General features: G+C 70.4%; 15 protein-coding genes. 12 read left to right on the top strand and 3 right to left on the bottom strand.

Annotation, left to right across the window (positions count from 1 at the left end):
- The 7 genes from gspK (at position 1) to C7389_RS04835 (ending at position 9,503) form a co-directional block, all read left to right on the top strand.
- Positions 1-990, top strand: a complete 990-nt coding sequence (gspK, locus tag C7389_RS04865; protein WP_133588941.1) for a type II secretion system minor pseudopilin GspK — start codon at positions 1-3, stop codon at positions 988-990.
- Positions 987-2,168: a type II secretion system protein GspL gene (gspL, locus tag C7389_RS04860; protein WP_133588939.1), complete on the top strand. Its 1,182-nt coding sequence runs from the start codon at positions 987-989 to the stop codon at positions 2,166-2,168. The genes gspK and gspL overlap by 4 nt, the downstream gene beginning before the upstream one ends.
- Entirely contained in the window at positions 2,165-2,734 is a 570-nt protein-coding gene (gspM, locus tag C7389_RS04855; protein ID WP_133588937.1) for a type II secretion system protein GspM, read from the top strand. The genes gspL and gspM overlap by 4 nt, the downstream gene beginning before the upstream one ends.
- Positions 2,731-5,463, top strand: coding sequence for a type II secretion system secretin GspD (gspD, locus tag C7389_RS04850; protein WP_211168212.1), 2,733 nt, complete (start codon positions 2,731-2,733; stop codon positions 5,461-5,463). The genes gspM and gspD overlap by 4 nt, the downstream gene beginning before the upstream one ends.
- Before the next feature lie 43 nt (positions 5,464-5,506).
- A complete protein-coding gene (gene gspE / locus C7389_RS04845) occupies positions 5,507-6,973 on the top strand; it encodes a type II secretion system ATPase GspE (protein WP_133588935.1) in 1,467 nt (488 codons plus the stop codon).
- A gap of 13 nt (positions 6,974-6,986) precedes the next feature.
- Positions 6,987-8,189 (top strand): type II secretion system inner membrane protein GspF, encoded by a 1,203-nt coding sequence (gspF, locus tag C7389_RS04840; protein WP_133588933.1) that lies wholly within the window; start codon positions 6,987-6,989, stop codon positions 8,187-8,189.
- Between the two features lie 201 nt (positions 8,190-8,390).
- Positions 8,391-9,503 carry a substrate-binding domain-containing protein gene (locus C7389_RS04835; RefSeq protein WP_133588931.1) on the top strand — a complete coding sequence of 371 codons (1,113 nt, stop codon included), beginning with the start codon at positions 8,391-8,393 and terminating at the stop codon, positions 9,501-9,503.
- Between the two features lie 137 nt (positions 9,504-9,640).
- Here C7389_RS04835 and C7389_RS04830 read toward each other — a convergent pair whose 3' ends face one another.
- Genes C7389_RS04830 through gspH form a run of 3 tightly spaced genes read right to left on the bottom strand, consistent with a single transcriptional unit; the run spans position 9,641 to position 11,198 of the window.
- Entirely contained in the window at positions 9,641-10,330 is a 690-nt protein-coding gene (locus tag C7389_RS04830) for a PulJ/GspJ family protein (RefSeq protein WP_211168211.1), read from the bottom strand.
- On the bottom strand, positions 10,327-10,701 hold the full coding sequence (gene gspI, locus C7389_RS04825) for a type II secretion system minor pseudopilin GspI (RefSeq protein ID WP_133588929.1): 375 nt from the start codon (positions 10,699-10,701) through the stop codon (positions 10,327-10,329). Before gspI ends, C7389_RS04830 begins: the two co-directional genes overlap by 4 nt.
- A 2-nt stretch (positions 10,702-10,703) precedes the next feature.
- The gene (gene gspH / locus C7389_RS04820; RefSeq protein WP_162851670.1) at positions 10,704-11,198 is read right to left on the bottom strand and encodes a type II secretion system minor pseudopilin GspH; all 495 of its coding nucleotides are present in this window, start codon (positions 11,196-11,198) and stop codon (positions 10,704-10,706) included.
- Between the two features lie 151 nt (positions 11,199-11,349).
- Between gspH and C7389_RS04815 the strand changes: the two genes are divergently transcribed.
- The 5 genes from C7389_RS04815 (at position 11,350) to C7389_RS04795 (ending at position 15,296) form a co-directional block, all read left to right on the top strand.
- On the top strand, positions 11,350-11,754 hold the full coding sequence (locus tag C7389_RS04815) for a general secretion pathway protein GspC (protein WP_133588925.1): 405 nt from the start codon (positions 11,350-11,352) through the stop codon (positions 11,752-11,754).
- Positions 11,755-12,106: 352 nt separating this feature from the next.
- The gene (locus C7389_RS04810; RefSeq protein ID WP_162851669.1) at positions 12,107-12,766 is read left to right on the top strand and encodes a transposase; all 660 of its coding nucleotides are present in this window, start codon (positions 12,107-12,109) and stop codon (positions 12,764-12,766) included.
- 161 nt (positions 12,767-12,927) lie between these two features.
- Positions 12,928-13,584 (top strand): STN domain-containing protein, encoded by a 657-nt coding sequence (locus C7389_RS04805; RefSeq protein WP_162851668.1) that lies wholly within the window; start codon positions 12,928-12,930, stop codon positions 13,582-13,584.
- 15 nt (positions 13,585-13,599) lie between these two features.
- A complete protein-coding gene (locus C7389_RS04800; RefSeq protein WP_133588919.1) occupies positions 13,600-14,133 on the top strand; it encodes an RNA polymerase sigma factor in 534 nt (177 codons plus the stop codon).
- A gap of 110 nt (positions 14,134-14,243) precedes the next feature.
- The gene (locus C7389_RS04795; protein WP_133588917.1) at positions 14,244-15,296 is read left to right on the top strand and encodes a FecR family protein; all 1,053 of its coding nucleotides are present in this window, start codon (positions 14,244-14,246) and stop codon (positions 15,294-15,296) included.
- The last annotated feature ends 254 nt before the right edge of the window (positions 15,297-15,550 follow it).

Here is a 15,550-nt window from a genome sequence, read left to right as displayed (position 1 = left end):
ATGCTCCGCCATCGAACCGCTGTCTTGCAGCGCCGCGTCTGCCAACGCCTCGTCGGGCAGCAGGGCATGGCAGTCATCGCGGTGCTGCTGATCGTCGCGGCAATCGCGGTGCTGGCCGCCAGCCTGCTCGGCCGCCAGGCGATGATCATCCGCAGCCTGCAGGGCGAACAGATCCGCAGCCAGGCCCGCTGGCTGTTGCGCGGCGAAGTCGGCCGCGCGCAACTGCTGCTGCGCGACGAGGCGAGACGGGATGTGCTCACCCGCGCCGGCGGCGCCTGGAGCCTGCCGGTGCTCGGCCGTCCGGCCGGGCAGTTGGCCGGAATTCCCGCCTGGATCTCATCCGAGATCATCGATGAGCAGGGCAAATTCAATTTGCGCAACCTGGTCGTGCAGGGCGCTCCGGCTGCCGCCGAACTGGCCGCGTTCAGCCGCCTGTGCGAGCTGCTCGGCGTCGAGGCAGAGCAGGCGGCGCTCATCTCCCGCGGGGTGGTGCTGGCCCTGGGCGGAACTCCGGGCGAAGCGCCGGCTGCAGGGCGACGGGTGGAAGAGGGCGATGTCGGGCGGCCGGGGGTGGCCGGGCTCAGGCCACGGGTGGTGGAGGATCTGCTGGCGGTCCCCGGCGTCGAGCCCGCCAGCCTCGCGCGTCTCAAGCCCTACGTCACCATGCTGCCGCAGCCCACTTGGGTGAATGCCAACACCGCCCGGGCCGAAGTCATCGCCGCCCAGGTGCCCGGCCTGCCGCTGGAGCGGGCGCAGGCGCTGCTGCAAGCCCGCGACCGCGGCCAGTGGTTTCTCAGCCAGGGCGATTTCGCCCATCGCCTGCAGATGCCGGAGCTGGATTCCAGCCAGGTGCGCCTGGGTGTGAACAGCCGCTGGTTCCAGTTCGCCGCGGCGGTGGAGGTCGGGCGGACGAAGGTAGTGCTGAGGGCGCTGATGCATGACGACAAACAATCCCTGCCGCGCGTGCTGTGGCTGCGGGAGGGCGCATGAAGGTGGAACTGCTGCGCCTGTCCTTGCCGCAGGAGGCAGAACTGGACGACGGAAGGGTCCGCTGCGCCTGGCGCGGAAAGGACGGCCATTGGCATTGCGATGCGCCCGGCAGCCTGGCTGAGCTGGGCGAGCGCTACCACGCCCGCCGGGTGGAGGCCTGCCTGCATCCGCTGGACGTCTCGCTGGCCGAGCTGAGCCTGCCGCCCCTGTCGCGGGGCCGCCTGCGGGCCGCGGTGAGCGGAGCGCTGGAAACGCTGGCGCTGGCACCGGTGGAGTCGCTGGCGATCGGCTTCGGCCCGCAGGGCGAGGATGGCCGGCTGACGGTGGCCTGGGTGGAGGCGCGGACGCTGCACGGCGTGCTCGCCCGCTTGCGCCCTCATGGCCTGGCGCCGCATGCCGTGTTCCCGCCGCCGGCCTTCCTGCCTTGGTCCGAGGGCAGCCCTTCCGCGTGCGAGGTCGATGGCTGGCTGTGGCTGCGTACCGGGTGTAACAGCGGCCTGCTGCAGGCGCTGGGTGGGCAGCGGGTCAACGGGCCGGGCGAGGCGTCGGCCGCGCGCCTCGCCACCTTGCTTCCCGCTGGCCAGGAGCCGCGCTGGCTGACGCTGGAAGCACATCCCACGCAGGGTGACTGGGATGCGCTCGCCTGGTCGGGTGCGTCCTGGCGCGTCAGACTGCCGATGCCGGCCACTGGGGATGGTCGCGCCTCCTCCTGGCGGCGGGCCGCCTCCGGCTGGGGAATTGCCGCGCTGGCGCTGTGGTCGCTCGGCCTCAATCTTCATGTCGGCCGGCTGGAGGCGGAAGGGCAGGCGCTGAAGCGGCACATGAGCGCCCGGCTCAGGGCGGCTTTCCCGGATATCCAGGTGGTACTCAACCCCTTGCAGCAGGCCAGGCAGCGGCAGCAGGCCGGCGGCGCCGGGGCGGGCGGTTTCTCCGGGTTGGCGCGCGTGGCCGCCATGCTGCCGCTGGCCGGGGAGGTCACCGGCCTGCGCTTCTCCGCGGATGAACAAGCCCTGCACGTCGAATGGCGGCGGGCCGCTGGCGCGCTGCGGGATGCACTGCCCGCCCTGCAGGCGCAGGCGCTGGAGCAAGGCGTGGAGATCGTGGAAGAGGCGGCGGGCAAGGGCCTGCGCTTGTCCTATCGGCAGGCTGACACAGCGGCGGCTGCGCAGACGCCATGAACGGGCAGGAGCCGGCCACCGCCAAGCAACCGCTTGCCGGCGGAATCCTGCGCCACGCTGCCCGGCTGCGGGGCGCATGGCAAGCCCTGGCGTCACGGGAGCGGATGCAACTGACGCTGGGGCTGGCGGCGCTCGCCCTGGGGTTGGGCTGGTTGCTGGGCATACGGCCGGCGCTGGCCTCGCTGAGCTACTGGGAGGCGGAGCTGCCCAAGCTGCGCTCGCAGGCCCAGGCGTTGGAGATGGTGCTGGACGGTGCCGGCGCGGTGGCGGCGTCGACGGAGACCGGGCTTGCGCTCGCCGATCGCGTGGGCGCGACGCTGGACCGCGCCGGCTTCGCCGGCAGCTACCGCTTCATCGATGGAGCGCAGGCGGATGGCGTCCAGTTCGAACTGAGCATCGGCGTGTCCGCCGCCCGCTTCATGCCCTGGCTGCTGGACGCGCCGGCGGCGCTGGGGCTGGAGATTGCCGGCCTCGCCCTGCGCAGCGGCGAGGCTGGAGGTGGCCAGGGCGTAGTGCTGGGAACCGTGAGTCTGCGCCCGGCGCGGACGGCCAAGGAGGAAGGATGACGTTGCGCCGCGGTACGAAGAGGCTGGCCCGGCTGGGGTTCTGCATGGGCTGCATGGCGGCGGTGGCCGGCTGCAGCGCCACTGCGCGGGAGGATGCGCTGTTCCGCCAGGGCAACTATGTGCCCGCGGCGGCGGCCGCCGCGCCAGCGGGAGCGGGGATGGCCGCCGGAGTGACACCCGGGGTGACAACGACGGCCCGCGCCGGCGACGTCGAAGCGCTGACGCCGCGGACGGCAGCGCGGCCGGCCGCGCCAGCCCGCGCGATCCCGCCGGCGGCCACCACGAACCCGCCGGGCCAGGGCCAGGCGGAAAAGGCGACGCTGAATTTCGTCGATGCCGACATTCCGGCGGTGATCTCCGCGCTGGCGCGTTTCCTCGGCCGCAGCTTCCTCGTCGATCCGCGGGTGAAGGGCCAGCTCACCCTGGTCTCCGAGGGCGAGGTGTCCGCCGATACCGCCTACGGCATGCTGGCCGGCGCGCTGCGCATGCGCGGCTACGCCATCGTCGATGTGGGCGAGGTCAGCCGCGTACTGCCGGCGGCGGATGCCCGGCTGCACGGCGGCACCGTGAACAGCGCGGGCGCGGGCGGCGGCATGGCCACCCGCACCTATCGGCTGGCCTACGAGAGCGCCGAGGCCATGGTGCCGGTGCTCAAGCCGATGATCGCGCCGGAGAACGCCATCGTTGCCTATGCCGCCAACAACACCCTGGTGATCACCGACTATGTGGACAACCTAGACCGCATCGCCCGCATCATCGAGAGCATAGACACGCCCACCTCGCTGGATACCGAGGTGGTGAAGCTGCGCAACGGCGTGGCGGCGGACATCGCCGCGCTGGCGGCGGAACTGCTGGAGGGCGGTGGCGACAAGACACGGCGGGACATCGTCGTGACCGCCGACCCGCGCTCCAACAGCGTGCTCATCCGCTCCAGCAGCCCGGCGCGCACCAACCTCGCGCGGGAGCTGATCCTCAAGCTCGACGAGGTGCAGGGCGATCCCGGCAATCTGCATGTGGTCTATCTGCGCAACGCCCAGGCGGCCTACCTGGCCGGCGTGCTGCGCGGGCTGCTCACCGGCGAATCCGCCGAAAGCGCCCAGTCCGGCGGCGATCCGGTGCGGGCGGCGCTGGGCGCTGGCGGCATGCTGGAGGGCAATGCCGGCAGCAGCAGCAGCAGCACCACCACCAGCACCACTTCCTCCTCGTCGAGTGCTGGCGGCAGCGCCACCACGGTATCGGTTCATGGTGCCGCCGGCGGGCGTTCCCAGGCCAGCGGCAGCAGCGCCTCCACCTTCTCCGCCGGCGGGGTGACGGTGCAGGCGGACGCGACCACCAACACCCTGATCATCGCCGCGCCCGAACCGATGTACCGCAGCCTGCGCCGGGTCATCGACCTGCTGGACCAGCGCCGCGCCCAGGTGCTGGTCGAGAGCCTGATCGTGGAGGTGACAGAGAACGATGCGGCCGAGCTGGGCATCCAGTGGATGGCCGGCGGCAAGCGCTTCTTCGGCGGCAACATCGCCGGCGGCAGCGGCCTCAACCTGACCGCCTCCAGCACCCTGGACCTGCTGCCCGACGGCCTCAACCTCGGCATCGTGGACGGCAAGGTGAACCTGCCCGGCGTCGGCGAGATCCTCAACTTGAAAATGCTGGCGCGGGCGCTGCAGAGCAAGGGCGGCGCCAACATCCTCTCCACCCCCAACATCCTCACGCTGGACAACGAGCCGGCCTCCATCATGGTCGGCAAGACGGTGCCCTTCGTCAGCGGCCAGTACGTCACCAGCGGCAGCAGCGGCAGCAACAACCCTTTCCAGACCATACAGCGGGAAGACATCGGGCTGAAGCTCAACATCCGGCCGCAGATCTCCGAGGGCGGCACGGTCAAGCTGGACATCTACCAGGAGGTGTCCAGCATCGACGAGCAAAGCTCGGATGCCGCCGGCATCGTCACCAACAAGCGTGCGCTGGATACCAGCGTGCTGCTGGACGACGGCCAGATCATGGTGCTGGGCGGGCTGATGGAAGACAGCGTCAGCACCGGCACCAGTGAAGTGCCGGTGCTTGGTTCGCTGCCGGTGCTGGGCGGGCTGTTCCGCCACGACCAGCGCCAGCGGGCGAAGACCAATCTGATGGTCTTCCTGCGGCCCTATGTGATCCGGGATGCCCATGCCGGCCGCGGCCTCACGCTGGACCGCTACAACTACATGCGCCGCCAGCAGAGCCACACCCAGCCCTCCGCCCACACGCTGCTGCGCGAGCTGGGCGCGCCCATCCTGCCGCCGGCGGATGTGCCGCTGGCGGCGGCGCCTCGCGGGCTGGATCTCCGTCCCGCCGGGTGGGCCGCCACCCGGGAGCAGGCGCCGCCGGCCACGCAGTCCTCGGTGCAGGCGCGGGAGCGGCCGGCGCGCGGGGAAGCTGGCGCGGAGGCTGGCGCGGTGAGCATCGCCGCGGCGGTGTCGCCGGTCGCCGGCGATCCAGCGGCGCTGTATGCCGGCGCCGAGGCGCGGCGCAGCGTGCTGCAGATTTCCGAGACGGCCGCCGAGGACGAGGCGCTGGCCACGGTCCGCCGGGTGCGCATCAGCGGCCTGCAGGCCTATGTGGTGACCGGCCCGGGAGGTCGCGGGCATGCGGTGAGGGTGGACGTGCCGCATGACGCCCAGGCGGTGGACACCGCGGTCGCCCTGCTGCGCGAGCTGGGCTACGCGCCGGAACTGGTGGTGGCGCCATGAGCTTCCGGCCGCGACTGCCGCAGCGCCTCGCGGAGGTGTCCGCATGAATGTGCGCGACCCTGCGGTGGCGAAGGCCCCGCCCGCCCTGCCGGCGCCCTGGGCGCGGGCGCAGCGGATCGCGCCCGGCCGGGATGAGGCGGCCGGCGGCGAACCCTGCCTGCTATGTACCGCCCGCACGCCGGGTTGGGCAGTGGCCGAGGCGGCCCGCCGCACCGGCCTGCGCCGCTGGCGCGAGATCGGCGAGGCTGAGATGGATGCCCTGCTCGACAGCCTGCAGGCGGAAAGCGGCGCCGCCGAAGTGGTGGGCGCCGCCGAGAGCGAGGTGGACCTGGAGCGCCTGATGCACGACATGCCGGCGGTGACCGATCTGCTGGACGCGCAGGACGATGCGCCGGTGATCCGCATGATCAACGCCCTGCTGGCGCAGGCCGCGCGCGACGGCGCCAGCGACGTGCATTTCGAAGCCTTCGAGACCCATTCGGTGGTGCGCTACCGGGTGGATGGCACGCTGCGCGACGTCGTCAGCCCGCGCAAGGGCCTGCATGCGGCGCTGATCTCCCGCATCAAGATCATGTCGCAGCTGGACATCGCCGAGAAACGCACGCCGCAGGATGGCCGCATCGCCCTGCGGGTGGGCGGGCGCGCCATCGACCTGCGGGTGTCCACCGTGCCCACGGTGCATGGCGAACGCGCGGTGCTGCGCTTGTTGGAGAAGGACGCCGGCCGCCTGCGGCTGGAGCGCCTCGGCCTCGCACCGGACACCCTGGACGAGCTGACCCGGCTGATACGCCAGCCCCACGGCATCGTGCTGGTCACCGGCCCCACCGGCAGCGGCAAGACCACCACGCTGTACGCCGCCCTCGGCCAGCTCGACCGCGACACCAGCAACATCCTCACTGTCGAAGACCCGGTGGAATACGACCTGCCGGGCATCAACCAGATCCCGGTGCACAGCCGCATCGGCATGAGCTTTGGCGCCGCCCTGCGCGCCGCGCTGCGGCAGGACCCGGACAACATCATGATCGGCGAGATCCGCGACCTGGAGACCGCCCAGATCGCGGTGCAGGCCTCGCTCACCGGCCACGGCGTGCTGGCCTCGCTGCATACCAACGATGCGATCTCGGCGGTGACCCGCATGACCGACATGGGGGTGGAGCCCTTCCTGCTGTCGTCCTCGCTGCTCGGCGTGCTGGCCCAGCGCCTGGTGCGCAAGCTGTGCCCGGAATGCCGGCGGCCTAGCGAGGAGGGGGCAGAGGGCGGCGTGCATTACCTGCCGGTGGGTTGCCCGGCCTGCAACCACAGCGGCTTCAAGGGGCGCACCGGCATCCATGAGCTCTTCGTCATCCATGACGACGTCCGCCGCCTGATCCACGAGGGCGGAGACGAACAGGCGATGCGCGCGGCGGCCCGGCGGCACGGCATGCGCACCATGCGCGACGATGGCCAGCGCTGGGTGCGCGCGGGAATCACCTCGGCCGAGGAGATCCTGCGCGTCACCCGCGACGCCTGAACGGGGAGGGAGCATGCCCCGCTTCCGCTTCGAAGCCGCCGACGCCGCCGGCGCCATCCGCAGCGGCCTGGGCGAGGCCGACAGCGCACGCGCGCTGCGAACCCAGCTGCGGGAACGCGGCTTGACGCCGCTGGAGGTGAGGGCTGCGCCCGCCGGCGCCGGTAACATCTGGCTAAGCCCGCGCCTGAGCGCCGCCGACCTGTGCTGGGCGACGCGCGAGCTGGCCAGCTTGCTGGGCGCCCACCTGCCGCTGGAGTCGGCGCTGGTCGCCACCGTGGAGCAGGCGGAGCGCAAACCGGTGGCCGAGGCGCTGGAGGCGGTCTGCGGGCATGTGCGCGCCGGCATGCGGCTGGTGGATGCGCTGGGCGAGCGGCCGCGGGATTTCCCGCCCATCTACCGCGCCCTGGTGGGCGCCGGCGAGGATGCCGGCGACCTCGCCCGCGTCATGGAACGCCTGGCCGACTACCTGGAGGGGCGGGACGGCCTGCGGAGCAAGATACTCACCGCCTTCATCTATCCGGCGGTGGTCGCCCTCGTTTCCGCCTGCATCGTCGTCTTCCTGCTCGGCTATGTGGTGCCGCAGGTCATTGGCGCCTTCTCCCAGGCGCGCCAGGAACTGCCCTTGATCACCCGGCTGATGCTGGCGGCCAGCGCCTTCGTCCGCGAATGGGGCTGGCTGGCGGCGCTGGCATTGATCGGCGGCTTCGCCGCCTGGCGCCATTCCCAGCGCGACGAGGGCAGGCGCTTGCGCTGGCACAGCCGCGTGCTCGGCTTGCCGATGGTGGGCCGCTTCGCGCTGGGAGTGAATACCGCCCGTTTCGCTTCCACCCTGGCGATCCTGATGGACGCCGGGGTGCCGCTGCTGCGCGCCCTGGAAGCGGCGCGCCAGACCCTGGGCAACGAGAAACTCAGGCAGGCGGTGCAGGATGCCACCGCCCGGGTGAAGGAAGGCGCGCCGCTGGCAGTGGCGCTGAAGGCACAGAAAATTTTTCCTTCTAATCTGATCCACCTGGTGGCGAGCGGCGAGAAAACGGGGGCCTTAACCCCGATGCTGGACCGCGCGGCGGCGAATCTCTCCCGCGACCTGGAGCGACGCGCCACCCGCCTGACCGCGCTGCTGGAGCCGCTGATGATCCTGGCCATGGGCGGTGTGGTGATGCTGATCGTGCTGGCGGTGCTGATGCCCATCATGGAGCTCAACCAGATGGTGCAGTGAAGCAATCAGGAACTTGCGGAACAAGGACTCGGGCGTCCACGGATTTATGTTCCCGGAATTCCTTCAGATCCATGTCACGGGCATTGGACAGAATGAATCCGCCGCCACCGAGGGCGGCGGACGGGGCGAAACGGTGTGCGAGCCGGGCAGCCTCCGAGTGGGTTCATTTCTTCCTGATGGGTCATACGCAAGGAGTTTCCAATGAACGCGAATTTGAAAGCCAAGCTGCTGTCTGCCGTCGTTGTGTCCGCGCTGTCGGCCATGGCCGGCTCCGCCGCCGCGCAAACCGTGGTGGGTGGTGGCGCGACGCTGCCGCAAGAGCTGTACGCCGACATCCTGCCGGCCAACTTCACCTACACCGGCACCGGTAGCGGCACCGGCAAGACGGCCTTCCTGAACAACAACGCAGCCGGCTTCGGCGGTTCCGGTTCGGTGCATTTCGCCGGCAGCGACTCCGCCCTCACCTCGACAGAGCTGAGCTCCTACCTTTCCGCCCACCTCACCGCCTGGGGCCGCATCGCCCAGATCCCGGTGGTGGCGACCTCGGTGGTGCTGCCGTACAAGCGCAGTGGTATCTCCAACCTGGACCTGAGCGATGCCAAGGTCTGCGCCATCTACTCGAACACCACCGGTGGCCAGACCTGGGGTCAAGTACGGGGCACCAGCGACACCACGCCCGTCGCGGTGGTCTATCGCTCCGACAACAGCGGCACCACTGAATTGTTTTCCCGCTACCTGGTGGCTGCTTGCCCGACCTCCGGCTTCACCGTCTCCAACAACTTCGCCACCGTGGTGGCTGGCGCCGTGGGCAGCATTCCCAGCCACTGGGTGGCCGCCTCCGGCAGCAGTGGCGTGAAGGCCGCGATGGCGACCGATGGCCGCACTGCCTACCTGAGCCCGGATTCGGACTACCTCGGCACCAACAACGCGGTCGTGGCCAAGATCAACGGCTACCTGCCGGATGCCGCTTCCATCCAAGCCGCTCTGCCGGCCGCCCCGGCCGCGGCCCAGTATGGCAACCCGCTCGCCTGGGCCCCTGCCTACTCCAAGCCGGCGAGTTCCTACCCGATCTTCGGCCTGACCTACCTGCTGGTGGCCCAGTGCTATCAGTCGAGCGCGATCAAGGATGACATCGTTGATTTCCTGAACGATCTCAACGACCTCAACCGTGAAGTTGCGGCGAACGCGATCGACCAGCACAACTTCGTCAAGCTGCCCCTGGCCTGGAACGATGCGATCGAAGCGGCCTTCCTGAGCAGCAGCAGCACCAGCATCGGCAACAGCAGCACCTGCGGTACCGCCGGTCGTCCGTAAGCGGTCTGAAAGAAGCCGCCATGGCGGGATGAAGGGAGCCTGAGCAAGGCGGCGGAGGCCGGGCGGGGAAACCTGCCCGGCCTTTTCCATGCGGCGGCCGTCGTCCGACTGGGGAAGCTGGGCAGGAAGTGCCGCGCTCAGTTCAGCAGTACAACCCGGCGGTAGTTCCTGACCTCGCCATCCGGTCCGCGCACGCCCAGCAGGATTTCCACGCCGCTGGATGGCAACGAAAGGCGTTCGGCGCTGGGCAGGTTGCGCCAGCCCTGGCCGGGCGACCAGGCGCGCAGCTCGAAGGAGGCCACATCCTCCAGTACCGCGACACGGTCGGCCGCGGTCGGTGCCGCCAGCGGGGCGCTGTGGCTGGGCGCGCCCGCGGCGCGGTAGAGGATGCCGCCCTGCAGCCACCACTGCGCCCGCAGCCATTCGCCCGGCAGGGTGGGGGCACTGCGCACGACTTCGAGGTGGAAAGGCAAGGCAATCTGCCGCCGTACCTGCAGCGCGGGCGGCAGCAGGCTGGCATGGGTTTCCAGCGCCCGCCGCCCGCTGCGGCTGTTGCCGCGGCGGCCACCGTCCACCAACGCTTCGCTGGCGGCCAGCTCGGTGGTGGCGTGCAGGGCGAGGTCGCGTTCGATCTGCTGCAGCGCCCGCATCAGCCGCATGCTCTCCCGGCTGCGTTCTTCCAGGCGGTCGTTGGCGCGGGCGATGCCGTCCAGGCTGCGCCAGGTGATCAGGCTCAGCGTGGCCATGATGAGGATGGCGACCATGACCTCGATCAGGGTGAAGCCATCCGGGCGGGCCGGCGGAAGGGACGAAATGGGCGCTTTCACTGCCTGTCGTCCACCAGCCGCGTCTGCAGTGCCGCCAGATAGCGGCCGCCGCCGGCTTCGAGCCGGACCTCGACGCCGACTTCCCGCATGCCTTGCACCGCCGGGGCGATCCGCAGCGAGCAGACCAGGCGCAGCCCGGCCTGCGGGCAGCGCTCCGAATAGTTGCCCGGCGCCGGCAAGGGCCGCCTGAGCTGCAGTTCGGCCAGGGCGTTCTCGGCCGACAGCATGGCGAGCGTCTGCTGCTCCAGCAGGCCCAGGTTGCTGGTGGTCAGGCCGGTGAGGCGCATGAAGGCGGCGAGGGCGACGCTGGCGATGGCCAGGGCGATGAGGACTTCGATCAGGGTGAAGCCGCTACCGCCGCGGGTACGCATGGCTACTCCACCCGGTAGCCGCCGGCATCGAGAACGATGCGGGCGGTGGCGGAACCGCTGCGGAGCTGCAGCGTCAGCGGCACGGCGATCCACTCCGGGCTCAGGCGCAGCGGGCCGGTGGGGCTGACCTCGGTGGGGGGCTCGCTCCAGCGCCGGGGGCGCAGGATTTCGTCATCGGCGAAGGCGTCCAGCTCGCCCGCCAGGCTGGGCGAGGGAATGGCGCTGCCTTCGGTGCCGCGCCAGGTGCCGCGCATGAAGCGGTAGCCCTGTTCGTCCGCCACCCAGGCAATGAGGCGGCCGTCGATGCGCGCCTCGTTCTGGGCGGCGATCAGCCGGCGTGCCAGATCCAGCGCGTCCTGCCGCAGCGCCGCGCCGGGCGTTGGCCTGACGGCGACGCCGATGGCCGCGGTGGCGATGCCGATGATCACCAGCACCAGCATCAGCTCTATCAGCGTGAAGCCATGCTGCGTGTGGGAGCGGGACTCGGGCTGGCGCATCTTCCGGCACCGGAGAAGGGGAGCTTCGATGCTATTCGCCGAGTGTGATGCTGAAATGAAAATCCAATACGGACCTGCTACATGTCCTGGGCGATCCATACTTCCGGCGTAACACAGGAGAGGAGGGCGGGTGATGGACAAGGAGAGGGCGATGGCATGCGCAGCGCATGCCCTGGGCTTCGCGGCGGTGGCGGCGGGCGTGCTGCCGTGGGGCGAAAGGCTGCTGCAACCGGTGCCGCCGCTGCCGCCGGCGGTCCAGGCGGCGGAGCGGCACGATCCGGCCGGCGGTGCGCTGGCTGGCTGGTTCGGCGGCGGTGCCGGCGTCGACGTGGCGGTGCAGGGCATCATCCAGCGCGAAGGCAAGGCGGTCGCCCTGCTGGTGGTGGGCGATGCGCCGCCGCGCGCCTACGAGGCCGGCGAGCAGCTGTCACCCGGCTGGTCACTGGCAGAGGTGAGCGGCGCGGGTGTGCTGATACGGGGAGGCGGTGGCTCCCTGCGCATCGCCGCGCCCGTCATCCCCGAGCCGGCGGGCCAGGGACTGCGCCGCCTGCCTTGATGCGCGGCGGCGGCGGATGCAGAGAATCCGGGGATTTCGCCGTGCTGATCCGTCTATGGGGCGTGAGCGCGTTTCCGTTGCATCAGCCGGGGGGCAGAGTTCGGGAGTCCGGTTAATTTCAATGTCATTGCCCACCGATAGATTTGTATGAAGACGCTTACGAAGCAGCCGGCCGGCCGGCAAGAGCCAGCCTGCGGGCGCGGTTCCAGGCAGTGCCGGAAGGTGCCGCCCGGGAGGCGGGCAGCGGGACCTCGGTCCAGCTTGCACCCATATGACGATTGTTCGCGAACTGGCGGTGGGAGTGCGCGACGGCGGCACCCTCCGGCAGCGCCCGATGAGGGGAGGAGGTGCGATGAAATGGACGTGTTCGGCGCGGGTGACGATGCAGGAACTCGATGCGCGGCTGTCGAGGATCGTCGAGCAGGCCAGGGAGGAACCGGTCGCGGTGAATCGCTATGGTTCGCCCTGGGTCTGGATCGTCAGCCATCCGCTGTGGACGCGGGTGGACAACCTGCAGCTCTTCGTGCCGCGCAACCATCCCCTGGTACCGCTGCGGGAGTCCATAGAGAGCGCCCTGTGCTACGAGGACGCCCTGCTCGCCGATCTGGCGCGGCGGTGCGAGAGCAAGGTCGGCATCTCGGTGCTGTTCAAATGCCTGGTGCTGAAGTTCGCCTACTCGCTGGAGAACGAGGAAAAGGTGTACGAAGTGCTGGGCTACAACATGCTGTTCCGCTGGTTCGCCGGTTTTCAGCGCCTGGCGGATGAGCTACCGCCGGCGAGCGCGCTGGTGCGGGATCTGAGAACGATCAGCGTGCAGCCGCGGGCGATAGAGCTGATCCACAACTGCCTGTCGAATTCCTTCGTGATGGATTCGGACGCAGGGGAATTCCGCATCAACCGCGGCCTGCTGCACACCCTGCGCACCTACCACGTCGAAGTGCCGCCCGCGCACGAAAACCAGGATGGCGCCGGGCTGCCGGTACAGGAGGCGCTGCGTCAGCCCGGCCTGTAACCGGAGTGTCATCGGGCGATCATATATCGAACGTAGCATCCGGCCGGACTCCTTGCCCGGCCCCGCGGCCGGCATTCCGACCGTGAAGGCATGACCACTCCCGTTCGATCTCTATGGCAAGCAGGATTGCATTCCTGGGTGCGCTTGCACTGGCGGGATGCATGTTCGCTCTGACTGGCGCCGTGCTCGCGGCGGCGCCGGATGAGGTGCCGCATGATGCGGCGGGGGCGATCCGCTTCGACATCGAGCGCCAGCCACTTGCCAGCGCGCTGGAGCGCTACGGCGCGCTGAGCGGCCTGCCGGTGTTCTTCGACGTCGCGCTGGTGGAAGGCCGCATGGCGACCGCGGTGCAGGGCGACTACCCGGCGGCGGCGGCGCTGCAGAAGCTGCTAGAGGGCACCGGCATCGTCGCGCATCCGGCGGGCGAAGGGCTGCGCCCGGCCTTCGTGCTGCAGCCGGCGGCGCCGCAAGCCGCCAGGCAGGAGGCCGCGCCCAGGGAAGCGCCGCAGATGCGCCAGGTCTACCGCCGTTTCGACGGCCTGGTGCAGACGCGCATCCAGGAAGCGCTGTGCACCAGCCTCATCGCCGCCCCGGGCGATTTCCGCGCCGCGGTGCAGTTCCATATCGACAAAGCCGGCCGTGTGCACCAGGTGCGCTTGCTCGATAGCACCGGCGACAGCGTGCGCGACGCCGCGCTGTTGTCGGCTCTCGGCGAACTGCGGCTGGACTGGCCGCCGCCGGGAGGCATGGCGCAGCCGGTCACCCTGTTGATCCAGCCACGGCGCGCCGATCGCGGCGACCCGTGCGCCGGCCGCTGAGCTGGGGAGAGCGCCGTGCCCGAAACCGCCATGCTGGTCCTGCGCGATCTGCTGTTGCTGCGCTACGGCGACCTGAAGCGCCGGCTGACGCGGCGCCTCGGCTGTAGCGAGCTGGCGGGCGACGCCCTGCAGGACACCTGGCTGCGGCTGGAGAGCCGCGAGCCGGTGGAAAACCTGCGCGACCCGGGGGCCTACCTGATGCGCACCGCCATCAACGCCGCCTATGACCAGCAGCGCAACCAGACCCGCCTCGTCTCCGCCAGCGAGATCGAGGCCGTGCTGGAAGACGAACCGGACAGCGCTCCCGGCCCGGTGGAAACCGTGGCCGCCCGTGCCGAACTGCAGGCGCTGATAGCCGCGATGGAGCGCCTGCCGGAGCGCCGGCGCCAGATCCTGGTGATGGTGCGCTGGGAGCACCTGCCGCAGCGCGAAGTGGCGGAACGTCTGGGCGTTTCCCTGCGCACGGTGGAGCAGGAACTGAAGAAAGCACACGACTACTGCGCCTCGCGTCTCGGCCGGTCGTCGGCAAGGCAGGCCGAAGGCGAGTGATGGATATGCGGTTTTTGCGCCGTGGATACGTCCGTATATTAAGCGCCGATGACAAGGGCGGGCGGCAGCGCAGGGGCGCTGTGCCGGCAGCCGGGCGCTGAAAGCGGGGCATGGCAATGGACACATCCGGCGAAGGTCGGCAGACGGATCGGAACGCCGGGGAGGGCGCGCAAGCCTCCCCCGGCGGCAATGCCTTTGCGCCCGGCAACGAAGCCGGCGGCGACGGCCAGCTGCTGCGCGAGGCGCAGGTCTGGCTGCGCCGCCTCACCTCCGGCAGCGCCACCCAGCTGGATCTGCAGGGTTTCACCCGCTGGCGCGATCAGAGCGAGGCCCACCGGGCCGCCTTCGCCGAAGCCAAGCGGGTGTGGAAGCTGATGGACCCGGCGCTGGAGCAGGTGCTGGTACGCGCTGCCGCCCACGAAGCTGCGCGGCGGCCGCGCAACTGGCAGCGGCGCGCCTTCCTCTGCGGCCTGGCCAGTGCCGCCGGCGCGGCCGGCCTGGCGGTGGTGAACACGCCGCTGCTCCTATCCCTGGATGAATGGCAGGCCGACTACCGCACCCGCACCGGCGAGCAGAAGCGGCTGGTGCTGGCCGGCGATGTGCCGGTGGCGTTGAATACCCAGACGGCGCTGAGCCGGCGCGACGAAGGCGGCGAAACCGTCGGCTTCAACCTCATCAGCGGCGAAACCGTGGTGGATGCGCGCAAGGCCAGCCGCCCCTTCCGGGTAGAGGCCGGTGTCGGCCGCATCCAGGGCGTGGATGCCCGCTTCCAGGTCAGCCACCTGGATGGGGTGAGCTGCGTCAGCTGCCTGGAAGGTCTGCTGCAGGTGGATCACCCCAGCGGCCGCAGCCTGCTCAACGCCCGCCAGCAACTCTCCTACGATGCCGGCGCGCTGCGCAGCGTCGCCACGGTGGATCCGGATGAGATCTCCGCCTGGCAGGACGGCGTGCTGGTGTTCCGGCAAATGCCGCTGGCCAGGGTGATCGACGAGATCAACCGCTATCGCCCCGGCCGGGTGGTGCTGTGGGCGACCCGGCTCGCCGGCCGCGAGGTCAGCGGCCGCTTCCCGGTGGCCGAGCTGGAGACCGCGCTGGTGCAGATCGAGCGCTCCTACCAGCTCGCCGCCCGCCGCCTGCCGGGCGGATTGCTGATCCTCAGTTGAGCCGGAAGCCGCCGGGCGGAGCAGATGGCCCCGGCGGAAAGACGCAGGGCATCGAGCCCGCCGGGCGGCTCGCCGTGCGTTTTCCGACCCTGGCCGCGCGCCGGCTGGAAGGCGGTTGATGCGCCGTGGCGGACCGCGCCCGTCCGCCGGCAGCGCCTGCGCGCCCGGCCGAATACCGCCGGCCCCGGATTCGAAAGCAGCAAAGTGCCGTCGATGAATGCAGTCGAAAAAAGTGTAGTGGGTTTTGCTTCGCC

The organism is Azoarcus indigens (assembly GCF_004361735.1).
Taxonomy (GTDB): domain Bacteria; phylum Pseudomonadota; class Gammaproteobacteria; order Burkholderiales; family Rhodocyclaceae; genus Azoarcus; species Azoarcus indigens.
The sequence above is the reverse complement of the archived record's forward strand: the minus strand, read 5'-3'. Positions and strand labels throughout refer to the sequence as shown.